Consider the following 16,451-nt stretch of genomic DNA (forward strand, 5'->3'; position numbering starts at 1 on the left):
ACGCCTGGCTGGATGCTGGTCGCGTCCGGCGGGGCAGGGGGAGTGGGACGGAGGCTTGGGAAACCAACCGGGTCTCGCTAGGATTGCGGACTGAATGTCCGCCCAGAGCAACAGCTTCCTGTCCAAGTACTCCGACATCGTCCTGGCCTGCGTGGTGGTGGCCATCATCGGGATGATGATCGTCCCGCTGCCGCCGATGCTGCTGGACGTGCTGCTCACCCTGAACATCAGCATCTCGGTGGTGCTGCTGCTCATCTCCCTGTACGTCCCCCAGGCGCTGCGGTTGTCGGTGTTCCCGACACTGCTGCTCATCACCACGATGTACCGGCTGGCGCTCACCATCTCCACGACGCGCCTCATCCTGCTCACGGGTGATCCGGGCGAGGTGGTCGAGGCCTTCGGTCACTTCGTGGTGGCGGGCAACCTGGTCGTCGGTCTGGTCATCTTCGTCATCCTCGTCATCGTCAACTTCATCGTCATCTCCAAGGGCAGCGAGCGCGTCGCCGAAGTGGCCGCGCGCTTCACCCTGGACGCCATGCCCGGCAAGCAGATGTCCATCGACGCGGACCTGCGCGCCGGCTCCATCGACCAGGACGAGGGCAAGCGCAAGCGCCGCGACCTGGAGCGCGAGAGCCAGCTCTTCGGCGCCATGGACGGCGCGATGAAGTTCGTCAAGGGCGACGCCATCGCCAGCATCATCATCACCGTCATCAACATCGTCGGTGGCCTCGTCATCGGCGTGATGCAGAAGGGCATGGAGGTGGGGGCCGCGGCGGCGAAGTACACGCTGCTCACCATCGGTGACGGTCTGGTGGGAATGATTCCCGCCATCCTCATCTCCACCTGCGCCGGTATCATCGTGACGCGCGTCGGCGGCGACGAGGAGGGCAACCACCTCGGCCATGACGTGGGCGCTCAGCTCACCGCCTACCCGAAGGCCATCGCCATCGCCGCGGGCATGCTCCTGGCGCTCGGCCTCATCCCCGGCCTGCCCAAGATTCCGTTCTTCCTGCTGGCGGCCGGAGCCGGCTACGGCGCCTGGTCGATGATGAAGAAGGAGAAGGAGGTGGCGGCGGGCGATGCAGCGGGCCTCACCGCTGGGGAGACGCCCGAGGGGGAGACGCCCGCGGCTACCGAGCCGCAGCCCAAGGAGGCCATCAACCCGGACTCCGAGCTCTTCATCCCCGTCGTCACGCCCATCGTGCTGGAGGTCTCCGACGCCCTGGTGCCCTTCGTGGACTCGCGCCAGGACAACGGCAAGTTCCTCTTCGAGCTCATCCCCTTCATGCGCGACGGCCTCTTCGTGGAGATGGGTGTGCGCTTCCCGGGCGTGCGCGCTCGCGGCAACTCGAACCTGCCTCCCGGCGCGTACCAGATTCAAATCAACGAAGTCCCCGTGGTGACGGGCCAGGCCACCATCGGCCATGTGCTCGTCAACGACACGGTGGAGCGCCTGAAGCTGATGAACATCCAGGGCTTCGAGGCGGTCAACCCCGCTACCCGCCAGGCCGCGGCGTGGGTGCCCGAGCACCACAAGGCCACGCTCGAGGCGGCCGGCCTCACCACCTGGGATGTGCCCGGCTACATCATCCTCCACCTGGCCGCGGTGCTGCGCCGCCAGGCGCGCGAGTTCATCGGCGTCCAGGAGACGCAGTCGATGCTCGACCAGCTGGAGAAGGCCTTCCCCGCCATCGTGAAGGAAGTGGTCCCCAAGGTTGTCACCGTGCTCAAGCTCACGGACATCCTCGGGCGCCTCGTGGAGGAGGAGATCTCCATCCGCGACCTGCGCGGCATCCTCCAGGCCCTCGCCGAGTACGGCCAGGTCGAGGCCGACAACGTGATGCTCACCGAGCACGTGCGCTCCAGCCTGCGGCGCTACGTGTCCCACAAGTTCGCGCGCGGCACCGGCACCCTGGTGGTCTACCTGTTGGATCCGCAGATCGAGGAGGCCATCCGCGGCTCCATCAAGCGCACTTCCGCGGGCACCCACCTCGCCCTGGAGCCGGACATCGCCCAGGAGATCGTCCAGGCCGTGAAGTCCGAGTGTGGCCACCTGCCGCCCAGCGCCCAGCGCCCCGTCATCCTCACCGCGATGGACATCCGTCGCTACGTGCGCAAGCTGCTCGAGTACGAGTTCAACCCGCCCTTCTCCGTCGTCAGCTTCCAGGAGCTGTCGCCGGAGCTGAACATCCAGCCGGTGGCTCGTATCTCCATCCGCTAGAGGGGTCCCGTGTATGTCCCCTCTCCCCTCGGGAGAGGGGAAATTGCCGCGGGGAAATGGTGACGGGGAAGTGGCTGCGTGTCAGCGCGGGTTCCCAGGGGCGCACCTCCGCAGGCCCTACGGCAGAGGGCGTCGCTCAGGCGCCGACGAACAGGGCGATCAGCACTCCCACCGCCATCAGGAAGATGACTCCCAGCGCCACCAGCGGGATGTAGCGCTTGATGTCCTTCTCGTCGGAGACGTCGTCCTCCGGCTCGGTCCGTCTCACAGGCGGCGGGGGCGCCGGCCGCACGGGCTCCTCCACCGGCGGCTCCGGCTCGGCGGCTGCTTCCTGCTCCGCCGGCGCCGCAGCGGGCTCTTCGGCGGCGGGCTCGCTGCTGCTGGCCTCAGCCTCCTGCTCGGGCTCTGCTTCCGCTTCCGCGGGCTTCTCGGTGGACGTCGCGGAACGCTTCACCGAGGAGGTGCGCTCGCGCGCGGCCGGCAGCGGATGCGTCGAGCTGGATGAGTTCTCCGAGGTGGAGGCGACTATAGGCACGGACAGGGCCTCGGACTGCTCCTCGGGCGCCTCGGACGGGCACACGTAGACGAAGCGGACGCCACCTACCTCCAGCTCGTCACCGTCCTTCAGCGTCTTGCGGTTCGTCCGCTTGCGGTTGACCTTGATGCCGTTGCGGCTGCCCAGGTCCTCCACGTGCGTGCCGGACCAGTCGCGCCGCACCTTCACGTGCTGGCGCGAGATGAGGTCGTCCCGGAAGACCACGTCCGCCGAGTCGTCCCGGCCGATGATGAACTCCTGCGCGTCGTTGACCTCCAGGCGCTCGCCCTCGCGCGGACCGTTCATCACCCGCAGGTAGCGCTCCTCGCCACCGGACAGGCCCCGCATCACGTCCTTCACCATGTTGCGAGCAACGAAGGACGTCTTCTGCGACTCCACGTCGTGCGGCAGCTCCGCCACCTTGTCGAAGCGCACGTCGAACTGGGCGATGACGATCACGTCACCGTTGCGCAGCAGCCGCTTCTCTCCCTTCGGCAGCTGCTTGCCGTTGACCTGCGTGCCGTACGCACTGCCCAGGTCCTCCAGGAAGAAGAGGTTGCCCTCCTGGGTGATGCGGGCGTGACTGCGCGACACGGCCTGCTGTGCCAACACCACCTGGCAGGCCTTGTCACGGCCCAGGGTGATGACGGCATCGTCCAGGACGAACTCGGTGGGCTTGCCACCGGCTTCACTGCTCTGCTTGACCGTTAGCCTGACGCTCATCGCGATGGCGGGGGAATGCGAGGGTCCGGGGCGCTAGTACGACTGCGCGCTGAGGAACTTCTCGCACGTCTCCGACTCCGTGGGGAACTCCTCCACCGAGCCGTACTTGAGGAAGTTCTTGCACGCAACCTCGGCGTGCTGGCGCTTCTGGCTGGTGGAGTAGATCTCGAACAGGCCGTAGTGGCAGGGCGCGTACTTGCCGTCCCGCTTGAGGCAGTCCTTGTAGGTGCGCTCCTCGTCGGACAGCAGGCCCTCGTCCTTGTACTTGCGCGCCAGGATGAAGAGGGACTCCGGGCTGTTCTCCGCCTTCTGCGTGTCGCGGAACTGCTTGAGGGCCGAGCTCGAGAGCGACGCCTTGCGCTTGGCGATGCTCAGGTTGTTCATACACACCGGGTGGTCCGGCTTGAGGGCCACACAGCTGCCGAAAGAATTCACGGCATCGTCATAGCGGGCCAGCTCCATCTCCACCGCGCCCAGGTCGTTCCACCACTCCGGGCTCAGGTTGGGGGCGAGCTGCACGGCCTTGGCCATCTTCGCCGCGGCCTCGTCCTTGGCGCCCTGCTGGTACTTGACGACTCCCAGGTCATGGTGGGCCTGGGCGACGTTGGGGTCCACCGCGAGCAGGGTGAGGAACTCCTTCTCCGCCTTGTCGAGCTGATTCAGGTTGATGAAGGTGAGCGCCAGGTTGTAGCGGGCCTCGGTGTAGTCCGGGTTGACCTTCAGCGCGCGCTGGAAGCTGTCGTGCGCCTGCCCGTTGTCGCCCGCGTCCAGGTACAGCTTGCCGAGGTTCATGTACGAGGCCGCGTGCTCCTGGTTGAAGCGGATGGCCTTGATGAAGTGCTCCTTCGCCTTCTTCTTGTCCCCCGAGTACATGGCGATGAGGCCCTTGTTGGACCACAGGTCCGCGTACTGGGGCGCGAACTGCAACCCCAGGTCGCAATACACCTCGGCCTGCTTGAGGTCCCCCTTGGCGAGCTCCTGCGTGCACAGCTCGTTGTTGACGAGGGCCCGGTCGCCCGGAGGCGGGGTGGTGATGCAACTGGTGGCCAGGAGCAGGGGGATGGCGAGCGCGGATCGGAGGGAAGGCATGACGGGTCGGGAGTGTAGGAGAGGCACCCCACCAGGATCAACGCCCCCGGCCAGGGGATCCCATGCGGTTTCAGAGGTTTAGCCATCGCCCCGAGGGCGCTAGAGTCTGGCCCCATGCGCTCGTTTCTGCTCGCTCTCGGCTTCCTGGTCTCCCTCTTCGCGGCCGCTCCCTCGCACGCCCAGTTCGCCAACCGCAGCCTCGGTCTGTCGCTGGGCTACATGAACTTCAACAACACGGCCAGCCTCAACAGCACCGTGTTCATCGGCTTCGATGCCAGCATGTACATCGAGAGCGGCTTCGAGGTCGTCTCGCTGACGAAGATCGGCTTCCCCATGGATCCGATCAGCGGACAGCGGGTGGTGGGCCTGGCCCCGTCGCTCGGCGTCCGCTACCTCTTCCTGGAGGAGGGCATCCGGCCCTACCTGGGCGCGGACCTGAGCTACCTGCACGTCTTCAAGCCTCAGGGGGACTCGAACTTCTTCGGTATCGGGCCCAACGCGGGCATCGAAATCTTCGTGTCCGACTCCATCAGCCTGGGGGCCCGGGCGCAGTTCAACACCTACCTGTCGCTGACGGAGCGGTTGCAGACGTCGCTCATCCTGTCCGCGGGCACGGCCGTCTACTTCTAGTCCTAGGCCACCGCGCGCGCCGTGCCCCCGGGCTTCTCACCGGGGGAGGGCAGCAGGGCGGCGGCCACCAGCAGCGTCCACTTCTCGTCCGAGAGGTGGGCCGGCTTCTCCAGGGCCAGCAACTCCTGCAGCTTCGTGCCGAGCGCGGAGAAGAGGCGCAGCCGGGCCTCCATCCGCAGCTCTTCGCGCCGCAGGGCCGCGGAGAGCACCAGCTCCCGCGCCTCGGCGCTCAAGCGCTTCACCCGGGAGACGAAGAGGGGATCCGCCAGCAGTCCCTCGCCTCCCAGCCCTCCCAGGGCCGAGGGCGCCTTGAGGCGGCGCTCGCGCACCACGATGGTGCCGGCCAGCATGTCCCCCAGCCGTTGGTGTGCGCCGGACAGCAGCGCCGTCACTCCGCCCACCAGATAGAAGAAGGGCAGCCTGTCCACCGGCCGCGCCAGGTTGCGCAGCGCCGCGTGATAGAAGCCGATGCGCACGCCGCTCTGCTGGATGACGCGCAGGCCCATCACCCGCTTGCCCACCGTCTGCCCGCTCCAGGCCGTCTCCAGGGCGATGCCATACCCCCAGTCCACCAGGAAGTAGAGGACGAACCCCAGCGCGCTGGCGAAGCCGGCCAAGGCGAACCCCGCCATGCTCAGCGCGATGACGAGCCCGACCGTGATGCCCGAGACGATGAGCGCGTCGATCAGCCACGCGAGGAAGCGCGCGTAGAGGCCCGCGAGCGTGAAGCGAAACTCCACGTACTCGGGCGTGAGCACGGTGTGGGTGCCGTCGAGGAGGGTGTCGGGCGTGTCCGTCACGGTCCCAGTCTAGGCCAGAGTGGGCCTATCCCGCCCAGCGGGATGTCTTCTCGTTGAGGATTCGCTGCACGGTCTCCCTCCAGGGCTCATAGCCCTCGACGCTCTGCTCCAGGTACTCCTGCATGTAGAAGTCCGTGTACTCCCAATGCATGAGAGGCCCTGTCGGCGAGGGTTGCAGCCACCCTCGGGAGTTGGCCCAGTTCGCCAGGAGGTGGCCCCACCAGCATGCGTGGCGCACAGAATAATTCCGTTGGCACGACGTCCTGAGTGCCACCTTCAACAATGCTGAACGGAGTGGACCCCTGGTCCGCCATCCCCTGGGAGGGGGATTTTTCATGCGTTTCTGTTCGCGCAGTCTTGCTGCTGCTCTGGCCCTGTTCGCCTCTGGCTCCGCTTCCGCCGTGGAGCTGAACTATCAGTGGAAGAAGGGCGATGTGCATCGCTTCCAATATGAGGATGACTCGACCGTCGAGATGAAGATGCCCGGCGGTATGGGCGGCATGCAGATGCCCGGGATGGACATGGGCAAGGGCGGCATGAACGTCCGCATGAGGGTCCAGTCGATCTTCAGCCAGAAGGTGCTCGCGGTGCGCCCGGACGGTACGGCCGAGGTGGAGCTCACCCTGGAGAAGATGGAGCTGATCGGCGGGGACAAGCGCGTCACCACCCTCGACAAGATTCCCGCCGCGGCGAAGAGGGTGAAGGCCGAGGTGGACCGCAAGGGCAACGCGAAGTTCTTCAAGATGGTGACGGTCTACATCCAGGAAGGCCGCACCGTGGTGGGCGTGCACAACGTGCAGGCGGGGCCCCGGGGCGCCAGCGCCTCGATGACCGCGGGCGACACGCGCGTCGACGTGGTGGCCGCCGTGGACCCGAAGAGCGGCACCGTCTCCCTGGCCATGGAGGAGAAGAAGGCTCCGCCGCCGGCGCTCAAGGCCGTGAAGATCAAGGAGGAGGATCCCTCCGTGGACGTCCTCCCGAAGCAGCTCTTCGAGATGATGGTGCTTCCCGATGGCGACATGGCGCCGGGCGGCCGCTACGAGGTGGCCACGCCCATGGGCGCCATGGCGATGACCCTCTCCGAGATCGAGAACAACCTGGCCCAGCTGCGCACCACCGTGGCCCAGAAGGCCGCGGCTCCTGCCGAAGAGGGGGCGGCTGGCGCGGCTGAGCAGGAGTCCGGTGCCGAGGACGAGGGTGGTTCCGCTCAGGCCATGGGCGGCATGAACATGGGCGGCATGGGCGGCATGAACATGGGCGGCGGCATGAACATGGGCGGCGGCATGCCCGGCAAGGGCGGCGGCGCGGGCTCGGCCATGGGCATGAAGGTGGACGTGGATGCGACCAGCGGCTTCGACGTGGCGGCCGGCCGGCTCGTCCGCATCGAGGGTACCCAGGTCATCGAGCAGGCCATGGGCGGCATGGGCGGCACGAAGGTCCGCTCGCGCTTCTCCCTGCAGCGGCTGTAGTCAGGCCGCCCGCCAGTGGGCCCGGAGCCACTCCGAGGCGTGGTGCCGTGCGAAGAGCCGGCCCACGCCGTGCTCGTCCACCAGCTCCCAGACGCCCATTCCCCCCTTCCGCTCGAGTCCCTTGAACATCACCCGGCCGACGTACCGGAACACCTCAGCCAGCTCTCCGGTTGGGTGGAAGCCCACCGTCAGTCTCAGGGGCTCGGGCGGGAAGAAGTAGCGCTGGTGGAGGTCCGGATGCAGCGTCTCCGGCGCCGCCTCGAACTGGCAGAAGAACCGCTGATCCCCCACCGTCTCCTGGTAGGCCAGCAGCGTCTCCTCAGAGACCGCCACGCCCGCGTTGTAGATGTCTCCCGGCGCGTTCTCCCCTTGCTTCGCGGCGTCCTCCAGCGCGTCCCGCAGCGACTGCTCCAGCGCCCGCCTCGCCCTCTCCATATCGCCCGCCTTCAGCGCCGCTCGGGCCTCGGCTTCGGCGGAGTAGGGCACCTGCACCGACAGCGGCGCGCCTACGAACACCAGCCAGGGATGGGCCAGATGGGGATTGCCTCGCCGCTGCCGCTCCTGCGTGAGCAGCGCGTCCGCCTTCGCCCGCGCCGCCCCCGAGCGCGCCGTGCCTCGGGCGCTCTCGTTGATGCGGTCCGCGATCGCCACCTTGGAGAGGCCGAACACGTCGTCCTCCAGGGTGACGACCAGCGGCGCCGGGCCGTATGAGACGAACACCCCTGCCTCCAGGCCCTCACCTCGGCCTCGCGCCAACGCTGCTTCCTTCTCCCTCTGGATGATGGCTCGCACCCCCGGTCGGGCCGCTTGCAGCTTGCGCTCGTACTCCTCCTCGATGGCCTTCAGCCCTGCTTCCACCTGCTCGCGGGAGATGGCCTGGGCAAGGCGCTTCTCGTAGGACACGAGCTGGCGGCGGATTCCCACCGCGAGCGTCACCAGTCGATCCACCGTCCCGCTCAGCGAGAGCGCGTCTCCCAGCAGGTTGTTGACCGAGACGCCTCCCTTGTCGGAGAGCTGTGACATGCCCCCGTACAGCGCCTTCGCGTCGGCGAGGATGGGGAGGTAGAACTCCCGCCGCAGGAAGTCCGCCATCGCCGCGCCGCCGAGCAGCTGCGTGCGTCGGGTGAAGTCCTTCACGTCCACGAACAGGTGCGCCACCGGGGCGCTCACCGCCGAGCGCAGCAGCGGCCCCGGCTTCGTGGAGAGCAGGTAGAGCCGCCCGGCCTGGTACTCTGCCTCCAGCCCTCCCTCCACCTCCTCTCCGGTGCGCGGCTCCATCATGCGCCGCAGCGGGAACAAGGTGCGCTCCAGCCACAGGTCGCAGACGAACGCCGTGGCGGCCCTCGCGTAGCTGGTCTGGGCCTTGGCGCGAGAGAGCCCAGCGGCCGCCGCGGGCTCCTTGACCGAATACTCCTTGAGGCGGGCGGCCAGATCGTTCAGCGCCTCGGCCGAGGAGCCCTTCAGCGTCTCTGTGTAGGTCCGCAGCTCCTTCACCAGATGCTTGCGTTCCTTGTCATCGGCGAGCAGGGCCGTCAGTTGAGCGGGGCGTGTGGCGAGCTCCCGCAGGTACTGCGTCAGGGCCGCCTGGAAGCCGCCGCCTTCACCCAGGCGCACCGCGCGCACCAGCGACTCGCGCAGGGCGCTCACGCCCACCGCCAGCTCGGCCTTGCGCGCCAGCACTTCGTCTTTCGAGAGCACCTGCTCCAGCGTGGCCCGCACCGTGTCCACCGGCAGGCCGCCGGGGTACTGCGCCACCAGCTTCTCCTCGTCCGGGACTCCGGCCAGCAGCTCGCAGCCGTAGAGCGTGGAGCCTCCTGTCAGCAGCAGCTTCGTACCTCCCAGCACCGCCATGGGCCCCAGCGCCGACTCGATACGCGTGGCCAGCTCCTCGGAGGGCTGGGCCTCTCGCACCGCTCGCTCCACCCCCAGTCGCAGCGCAAGGTACAGGCCGGTGGTCGCGCCCGTTATCAACTGCCGCTGCACCGTGGCCGGCAGGTCCAGCGTGCGCAGCGCTCCCTCCACGCTCGGCAGCAGCGAGGACAGCATCAGCGCCACCAGGGCCGGCGTCTCCTCTCGCCCGCGCGATTCCTTCATCTCCGCGAAGGCCCGCCGCATCAGCTCGATGACCAATGCCACGAGCGAGCGTCCTCCACCCCCCGGCCCCAGCCAGGCCGCCATCACCCCGCCAGTGAGCAGCGGGTGCGTGAGCGTGGCCAGGTCCGCGGTGGCTCGCGTGTCCGGGCCTCCCGTACCGGGCGACAGCGTCGGTGGCAGCGGGGGCAGGGTGGAGTACTCCTCCACCAGCAGGAAGCGATCGAACTCCCCGGTGGAGAGCAGCTCCCGATGCCTCGACAGCAACATCACCGCGAGCTGCCTCGCGCCCTGGGTAAAGAGCGCGGCGGTCTCCGGAGTGATGTGGAAGGGCAGCCGCAGCTCCGCCAGCGACACCCCCAGCGAGAAGCGCAGCCGCCCCGGCTCCAGCCGCAACAGCTCGGACACGCGTCCGTACAGCTGAGTGACCAGCTCGAAACGGCGTTGCGCGATGGGTGAGACCACGGCCCCCTGTGCCGACAGGCTCATGGCCCCATTATTTCACTTTTTCAGCCTGCCTTGAACTGGGCCGCCCCGTCGTAGGTCGCGTTGGAGTTCGCTCCAGGCAGCGTGTCCTCCAGCGTCTGCCCGTCCGAGGCCGTCACCCGCACCTTGAGGGCGCCGGTGCCCATGCCCGCGGGCTCGACGAAGTAGTTGTAGCTCTCGCGCTTGACGTTCACCCAGGCGCCGTTCTTCCAGTATTCGAGCTTCGTCACGGGCATGCGGTGGTTGAGCACCTGGATGGCGGTCCACCACTGCGAGCTGCCGTCCTTGAGGTGGTAGCGGACGGGGCCCTGCACGTCGCACGTCACCATGCGCCAGCGCACATTCACGCGGCCGGCGACGGGGTCGGCGATCTTCTCGAAGGCCGAGCGGCTGAGGTCCAGGTGGCCCCGGGTGGGGCAGTCGGGGCAGGAGTCCACGATGCGCACGCGCAGGTTGCCCTTGGGGCCCTCGATCTCCACGCACGAGCCGCACACCGCGCTGTTCTCGTACTGGCCGATGTTCATCGCGGCTACGTCCATGTTCCCGGGGCTGGGCTGGAAGCTGCAATTGCCCGAGCCATCCGCGTCATAGAAGGTGATGAGGCCGTCCTGGTACTCGCCGAGGGCTTTCAGGGCCCCGGTGGGGTCGGTGGGGCCACAGGCCGTCAGCAGCGGGAGCAGGATCGCCGCGAGCAGACGGACGGGAGCGGGCTTCTCGATGCGCATGGCTGGATCTCCTCTCAGCGGGGAAGGGGGACGGGAGTGTAACGCGTCCGAGCGGCGGCGCCCGGCTGCTTGCTCCAGGAGCGTCCCCCCGGAGAGGGACCGGGCGGGGGTTAGCGGCTCGGGGCTCGCTCCGCACCTACCCAGAGTGATAAGCCGGGCTCCCGATGGCGGCGAACCCTGTCCCCGTAGTGGAGACTCGCAGCGCGGAGCGTGGCACGGAGGCGCCTCCTCCTCCCACCGGGGAGAAGGGCACCCCAGCGGCCCCGCGAGGTCTCCCGCTTTTCATTCGCCTGTTCCTCCTCATCCTGCTCTGTGCGTTGCCAACCCTGGGGGGTCTGGGCTGGGTGATGATGGATGCCAACGTGGTCGCCCTCACGGAGACCGTTCGCCACCAGCACCGCGCCATCGTCTGGGACGTGCAGCGGACCGTCCGGAGCGGGCTGGCTCGTGTCGAGCAAGACCTCGAGGACATCTCTACAATCCTCTTCGGGCCCGGGCTGGGCGATGATGCCACGCGCTACGCCCTCGCCGGCTCCCGGGTGGCGGCGCTGCGCGGCATCGACTTCGTCACGCTCTACGCCCCGAGTGGCCAGAGCGTCACCACCGTGAAGGCCGAGGAGGTGCCGGATCCGCGGATGCCCTCCCGGTTGGAGCCCGCACTCCTCGAGGCCCTTCGTGCCTCCAACGGCAAACTCGTCATCCAGCGAGTGCACACGAACGCGCAGGGGGAGCCAGTGCTCGAGGCTTTCTTCCCCATCGTCCGTGACGACGGCTCCGTACGTGCCGTGCTTGGTACCCTGGTGAAGCTCCGTGACCTGTGCGAGCTGTTGGGCGAGCTCAGCGAGAAGTTCCTTGGCTCACGCGAGAATGTCTTCGTCGTGGATCGCGAGCGTCGGCTCGTGCTCCACGGGGACCTCGCCCGGGTGGCTGCTCGCGAGGATCTGTCCCGGCATGGCCTCTTCAAGGCGCTCAGCGGCGACTCCTCCTTCGACACCGACATGGTCGCTATCTCGGACTTCCAGCTTGACGGAGAGGAGATGGTCGGCTCGCTGGAGACCCTCTCCGAGCGGGGCTGGGCGGTGGCTGTGCAGCAGCCCCAGTCCGTGGTGTACGCGTCGCTGTCGGCGATGCGCAGGTCTATCCTCTTCGCGCTCGCCCTGGCCGTGCTGGTTGCCTTGGCGGTGGGCCTGTTCGGGGCCCGGCAGCTCACCCAGCCCATCCGCGAGCTCGTGGCTGCGACGCGGGCCCTCGCCGAGCGCACCTTCCGCGGTGTGAGCGAGCGCGTTACCCGGCGCGGGGACGAGCTGGGCACTCTGGGCCGCGCCTTCGACAGCATGGCCGTCACACTGGAGGCCAAGGAGCGCGAGGTCGTCACCCAGACGCAGGTGCGCGCGGCCCTCAGCCGCTACCTGTCTCCCGATGTGGTGGACCTGGTGGTGTCGAACCCGGAGCAGCTCCGGCTCGGTGGCGAGCGCCGCGAGGTCACCATCCTCTTCGCCGACGTGGTGGGCTTCACCAAGCTGTCCGAGTCCCAGCCGCCGGAAACCATCGTCGCGCTGCTCAACGAGCTGTTCACCTTCGCCACCGAAATCATCCAGCGGCGCGGGGGCATCATCGACAAGTTCATCGGCGACTGCGTCATGGCGGTGTGGGGCTCGCCCCAGTCGCACCCGGACGACGCGCTGCGCGCGGTGCAGGCGGCCGAGGACCTGCGGCGCTGGCTCGACGTGGGCAACCGCCGCTGGCGCGCGCGCTGGGGCATCGAGATCCAGCTCGCCATCGGTATCCACACCGGCCCCGCGGTGGCGGGCAACGTCGGCAGCGAGAAACGCATGGAGTACACCGTCATCGGTGACACCGTGAACGTGGCCGCGCGCATCGAGTCCATGGCCCAGCCGGGGCAGATTCTCGTCAGCGAGGCCACGCGCGAGCGCATCGGTGACAGCGGCGTGGAGCTGGTTCCCGCCGGTGAGCGCCAGCTCCACGGCCGCACCGCGGCCACCCGCATCTTCGAGGTGCCACTCTGATGCTCGAAGTGGGCACGGTCGTCGGTGAGCGCTTCCGCGTCCTGCGAGCGCTCGGCAAGGGGGGCATGGGCGCGGTCTTCGAGGCGGAGCAACTCGGCCTGGGCCGCCACGTGGCCCTCAAGGTGATGCATCCGCACATCGCCAGCGCTCCCGGCTTCACCGAGCGTTTCCAGCGCGAGGCCCAGGTGCTGGCCCGACTTCGCCACCCGGGCACCGTGGAGGTGTACGACTACGGGCTCGACTCCGGCTTCCTCTTCCTCGCCATGGAGTTGGTGTCCGGCGAGACGGTGGACTCCCTGGTGATGCGCGAGGGCTCGCTGCCGGTGTCTCGCGCGGTGGGGCTGGCCGTGCAGGTGCTGGAGGTGCTGGAGGCCGCGCACGCGCTCGGCATCATTCACCGGGATCTCAAGCCCGCGAACCTCTTCCTGGAGCCCCATCCGGGCGGCGAGCGTGTGAAGGTGCTCGACTTCGGCCTGGCGGCGCTCAGCGGCGAGCTGCACGCGCGCCTCACCCAGGAGGGCATGTCCGTGGGCACACCGGGCTTCATGTCCCCGGAGCAGATGCGCGGGCGGCAGACGGACGGGCGCAGCGACCTGTACTCCCTGGGGTGCGTGCTCTACGAGCTGCTCACCGGGTTTCCTCCCTTCCCGGTGATGTCCTCGGCAGAGGTGGTCGCCGCACACCTCTACAAGCCGGTGCCCTCGTTCCACGAGGTACGGCCGGACCTCTCGCTGCCCGAGCGCCTGGAGTCCCTGGTGCGCAAGGCGATGGAGAAGCTGCCCGAGTCGCGTCCGCCCGATGCTGCCTCCATGCGCCAGGAACTGCTGGCCGTGCTCTCCGAGCCGGTGGGGCCGCCCCCGCTGCCGAAGAAGCGGGGCGAGGGAAAGAAGTCGGAGCGGGGGCTCGGGCGGATGCAGCACGAGGTTCCTGTGCCCAAGCCCGTGGCCGGTGGCGCGCCCGTGGCCGTGTTGGCTCCCAGGCACCAGGACGCCGCCGCGAACACGTTGGTGATGTCGCTCGCCGCGTGTGGATTCCAGGCGTGGGTGGCCTCGGAGACAGAGCCCTGGCACGCCTTCGGCGCGCTGCTTGTCGTCGCGGATGGGCGCGAGTCGCTCGCCTGGGCGAGGACCCTGGCCGCGCGCCCGGGCTCTCCTCCTGTTCTGCTGTGTGGTCCCGCGGATGACTGGGACCTGGTGACGGGCGCACTCGAGGGTGGACTGTTCGACTTCGTCCCCCTGCCGCTCGATCCGATGGATCTGACCCGGAAGGTGTCGCGTGCTCAGAAGCTCAAGCGCTAGAGGACTCGTCACGGCGCTCGTCCTGGTGTTGTGCCTCCCCGCCGTGTCGCGGGCCGAGGCTCCGAAGCAGTCGGATGACGACGTGTACGTGGTGCAGCCTGGGGACACGTGCGGCAGCGTGGCCCGCAAGGTCTTTGGCGACGCGACCGTCGGCTCCGCGAAGCTGCACGCGCTCAACAAGATGGGGGCACCGCCTCATGTGCTCACGCCGGGCACGGTGCTGCGCATCAAGGGCGACCCAGATGCGCGCCTCACTTTCATCAGGCCCGAGGTCAACTCGAAGCGGGCCGGCAAGGTGGAGTGGCTCCAGGCGAACACCGGCCAGGGCCTGTGGCGGCTGGACTCCGTCAACACGCTGCGCGAGGCCGGCGCCGAGGTCACCTTCCGTGACCTGACGCGGCTGCAGATGAACGAGAACGCGCTCGTCGTCATCTACGGCCAGGCGGCCAAGGCGGCCGACAAGGTGAAGAAGTCCGGCGCGGTGGAGCTGTTGCAGGGCGAGCTGAGTGTCTCGCTGGCGGAGTTGCGAGGCGAGCCCGTAGGCGTGCAGATGCCGGCGGCGACGGTGGCCGCGCGCTCGAAGGATCTCCTCGTTGGGGTGGACGCGCAGCAGATGAGCCGCGTCTCCGTCTACGACGGCCAGGCCGAAGTGAGCGCTCAGGGGCAGAACGTCCAGGTGCCCAAGGACCATGGCACGCGTGTGGAGAAGGGGAAGATGCCCGAGAAGCCGCGCCCACTGCCCGAGTCACCGAAGTGGGCGGGCGGGGTGCGCTCGGTGCGGCTGCTGCTGGACGACAAGGGCGTGGACGAGGAGCTGGCGTGGGCGCCCGTGAAGGACGCTGCGTCGTACCGGGTGGAGCTCGCGCGTGACGAGCGTTTCAACGACCGGGTGCATGGGGAGACGGTGCAGGCGGGGCAGGAGACCCTGAAGTCCATGGCCCGCGCGCTGGCACCCGGCAAGTACTTCGCGAGGGTGCGCGCCGTGGACGCAACGGGCCTGGTGGGTAAGGCGTCCGCCGTGCGTCAGGTGGAGGTGATGCGCGTGAAGACGGAGCGGGGCACGGTGGGGCCTCAGGGCATCCGGGGCGCGCTGCGGCTGGACTTCGCGGTGGAAGGTGCCGAATCGCTGGACTTTCGTCTCGATGGTGCCCCTACGACGCACCCGGTGCGGGTGGAGAGCGTGGGCACGCACACGTTGGAGCTGCTGCCGCGCGGCGTTCCCGACGCCCGTTCGGAGAAGCTGACGCTCACGGTGGTGCCGCCCCGCGTGGACGTGGACGTCGAGCCCGTGGCCGGCGCGTTCCGAGTGAAGGTCCTGGTGTTCGACGAGCAGGGCAAGCCGCTGGAGGGCCCCTTCGCCGCGCTGAAGCTGCGCGGGCTGCATGGCACCCAGGTGGAGGAGCCGCTCCAGCGTCAGTCGGATGGCTCGCTGCTGACGCGTGCGCTGCCGGGGATGCGTGGCGGCGAGCGCGTGGCCTCGGTGGAGGCTCTCTGGGGTGATACGCCCGTCCAGCAGGTCAACGCGCTCGCGCCCATGGAGCAGGCTCCGCCGGTGGTGGTGGCCGTGGAGCCCGAGCCCGTCGAGAAGTCCTCTTCTGAGGCGGAAGTGGCACTGATGCCGATGTTGGGCTCTCCCTCGGGCGGCCTGGTGGAAGCGGCTCCATTGCCCACGGCCTTCCTGCCGCAGGCCTGGCTCTTCGAGCTGCGCGTGCAGCCCGGGCTGGACTCGGAGCGCGTGGACGTGGCCCGCGGGCGCACCACCCTCGCCGTGGAAGGGCGAGTGTCCGAGCGCGTGGCTTTTGGCACGGTGGTGGCGATGCGTCCCGGTGTGCTGCTGGGCAACGGCGCGGCGGACGGTCTGCCCGCGACGGCGCTGTCCGCCTCGCTGTCGGGGCGGGTGCGGCTGACGGATCATCCAGACTTCCGTGTGCTGCTGGCCTTCGATGGCACCTTCGCGGGCTCCAGCTTCGACGAGGAGGCGCGGGGGCTGCGGCTGCGTCCGGCCCTGCTCGCGGGGATGCGTCGCGACCGCTGGGCGTTCTCCACCAGCCAGGCCTATGCCCTCCGGCCGGGCGCGGCGCAGGCCACCTGGGACAGTGCCTATCAGGTCTGGTTCCTGCCCCTGCCGATGCTGTCGCTCGGGGCCGAGCTCGATGCGTTGCTGGACGCCACGCCCCGGGAGCCCGGTCCGGTGGGCCTGGCGGCCGGAGTAGGGGCGCGTCTGAAGCTCGGGGGCATTGAGCTGGGCACCTCGGTGCGCCGAGGTTTCGGCCCGGACGGGGCGCGCATCTGGGGTGGTTGGAGCGGGCAGCTGACTCTCGGCTGGTCCGGCTTTGGGGCGCTGCTGCCTCAGTAGT

The 16,451-nt window shown here is 68.7% G+C and carries 12 protein-coding genes; 6 read left to right on the top strand and 6 right to left on the bottom strand.

Annotated features, from left to right (window positions below; genetic code table 11):
* Positions 1 to 94 precede the first annotated feature (94 nt).
* On the top strand, positions 95 to 2,221 hold the full coding sequence (sctV, locus tag OV287_RS17395; protein WP_267535153.1) for a type III secretion system export apparatus subunit SctV: 2,127 nt from the start codon (positions 95 to 97) through the stop codon (positions 2,219 to 2,221).
* Positions 2,222 to 2,357: 136 nt separating this feature from the next.
* Here sctV and OV287_RS17400 read toward each other — a convergent pair whose 3' ends face one another.
* Both OV287_RS17400 and OV287_RS17405 read right to left on the bottom strand, forming a co-directional pair.
* A complete protein-coding gene (locus tag OV287_RS17400; protein WP_267535154.1) occupies positions 2,358 to 3,479 on the bottom strand; it encodes an FHA domain-containing protein in 1,122 nt (373 codons plus the stop codon).
* A gap of 33 nt (positions 3,480 to 3,512) precedes the next feature.
* Positions 3,513 to 4,568 carry a tetratricopeptide repeat protein gene (locus OV287_RS17405; protein ID WP_267535155.1) on the bottom strand — a complete coding sequence of 352 codons (1,056 nt, stop codon included), beginning with the start codon at positions 4,566 to 4,568 and terminating at the stop codon, positions 3,513 to 3,515.
* Between the two features lie 114 nt (positions 4,569 to 4,682).
* Here OV287_RS17405 and OV287_RS17410 point away from each other — a divergent pair, with 114 nt between their 5' ends.
* Positions 4,683 to 5,198 carry an outer membrane beta-barrel protein gene (locus OV287_RS17410; RefSeq protein WP_267535156.1) on the top strand — a complete coding sequence of 172 codons (516 nt, stop codon included), beginning with the start codon at positions 4,683 to 4,685 and terminating at the stop codon, positions 5,196 to 5,198.
* Positions 5,199 to 5,200: 2 nt separating this feature from the next.
* On the opposite strand, the gene OV287_RS17415 is transcribed toward OV287_RS17410, so the two are convergent.
* Together OV287_RS17415 and OV287_RS17420 are read right to left on the bottom strand one after the other, a co-directional pair.
* A complete protein-coding gene (locus OV287_RS17415) occupies positions 5,201 to 5,998 on the bottom strand; it encodes an RDD family protein (RefSeq protein ID WP_267535157.1) in 798 nt (265 codons plus the stop codon).
* A gap of 25 nt (positions 5,999 to 6,023) precedes the next feature.
* Positions 6,024 to 6,149 carry a hypothetical protein gene (locus OV287_RS17420; RefSeq protein ID WP_267535158.1) on the bottom strand — a complete coding sequence of 42 codons (126 nt, stop codon included), beginning with the start codon at positions 6,147 to 6,149 and terminating at the stop codon, positions 6,024 to 6,026.
* A 184-nt stretch (positions 6,150 to 6,333) separates the two neighbouring features.
* Between OV287_RS17420 and OV287_RS17425 the strand changes: the two genes are divergently transcribed.
* Positions 6,334 to 7,467, top strand: coding sequence for a hypothetical protein (locus tag OV287_RS17425; RefSeq protein WP_267535159.1), 1,134 nt, complete (start codon positions 6,334 to 6,336; stop codon positions 7,465 to 7,467).
* Here the strand turns inward: OV287_RS17425 and OV287_RS17430 are convergent, their stop codons facing one another.
* Positions 7,468 to 10,047 (bottom strand): hypothetical protein, encoded by a 2,580-nt coding sequence (locus tag OV287_RS17430; RefSeq protein ID WP_267535160.1) that lies wholly within the window; start codon positions 10,045 to 10,047, stop codon positions 7,468 to 7,470.
* A gap of 20 nt (positions 10,048 to 10,067) precedes the next feature.
* Positions 10,068 to 10,769, bottom strand: coding sequence for an expansin EXLX1 family cellulose-binding protein (locus OV287_RS17435; protein WP_267535161.1), 702 nt, complete (start codon positions 10,767 to 10,769; stop codon positions 10,068 to 10,070).
* A gap of 164 nt (positions 10,770 to 10,933) precedes the next feature.
* Here OV287_RS17435 and OV287_RS17440 point away from each other — a divergent pair, with 164 nt between their 5' ends.
* From OV287_RS17440 to OV287_RS17450, 3 genes are read left to right on the top strand one after another with little or no spacing between them, the layout of a single operon-like run.
* Positions 10,934 to 12,796, top strand: a complete 1,863-nt coding sequence (locus OV287_RS17440) for an adenylate/guanylate cyclase domain-containing protein (protein WP_267535162.1) — start codon at positions 10,934 to 10,936, stop codon at positions 12,794 to 12,796.
* A complete protein-coding gene (locus OV287_RS17445) occupies positions 12,796 to 14,094 on the top strand; it encodes a serine/threonine-protein kinase (RefSeq protein WP_267535163.1) in 1,299 nt (432 codons plus the stop codon). The genes OV287_RS17440 and OV287_RS17445 overlap by 1 nt, the downstream gene beginning before the upstream one ends.
* Positions 14,072 to 16,450 carry a FecR domain-containing protein gene (locus OV287_RS17450; protein ID WP_267535164.1) on the top strand — a complete coding sequence of 793 codons (2,379 nt, stop codon included), beginning with the start codon at positions 14,072 to 14,074 and terminating at the stop codon, positions 16,448 to 16,450. Before OV287_RS17445 ends, OV287_RS17450 begins: the two co-directional genes overlap by 23 nt.
* The last annotated feature ends 1 nt before the right edge of the window (position 16,451 follow it).

Origin of the sequence: Archangium lansingense (genome assembly GCF_026626635.1) — a bacterium.
Lineage (GTDB): Bacteria > Myxococcota > Myxococcia > Myxococcales > Myxococcaceae > Archangium > Archangium lansingense.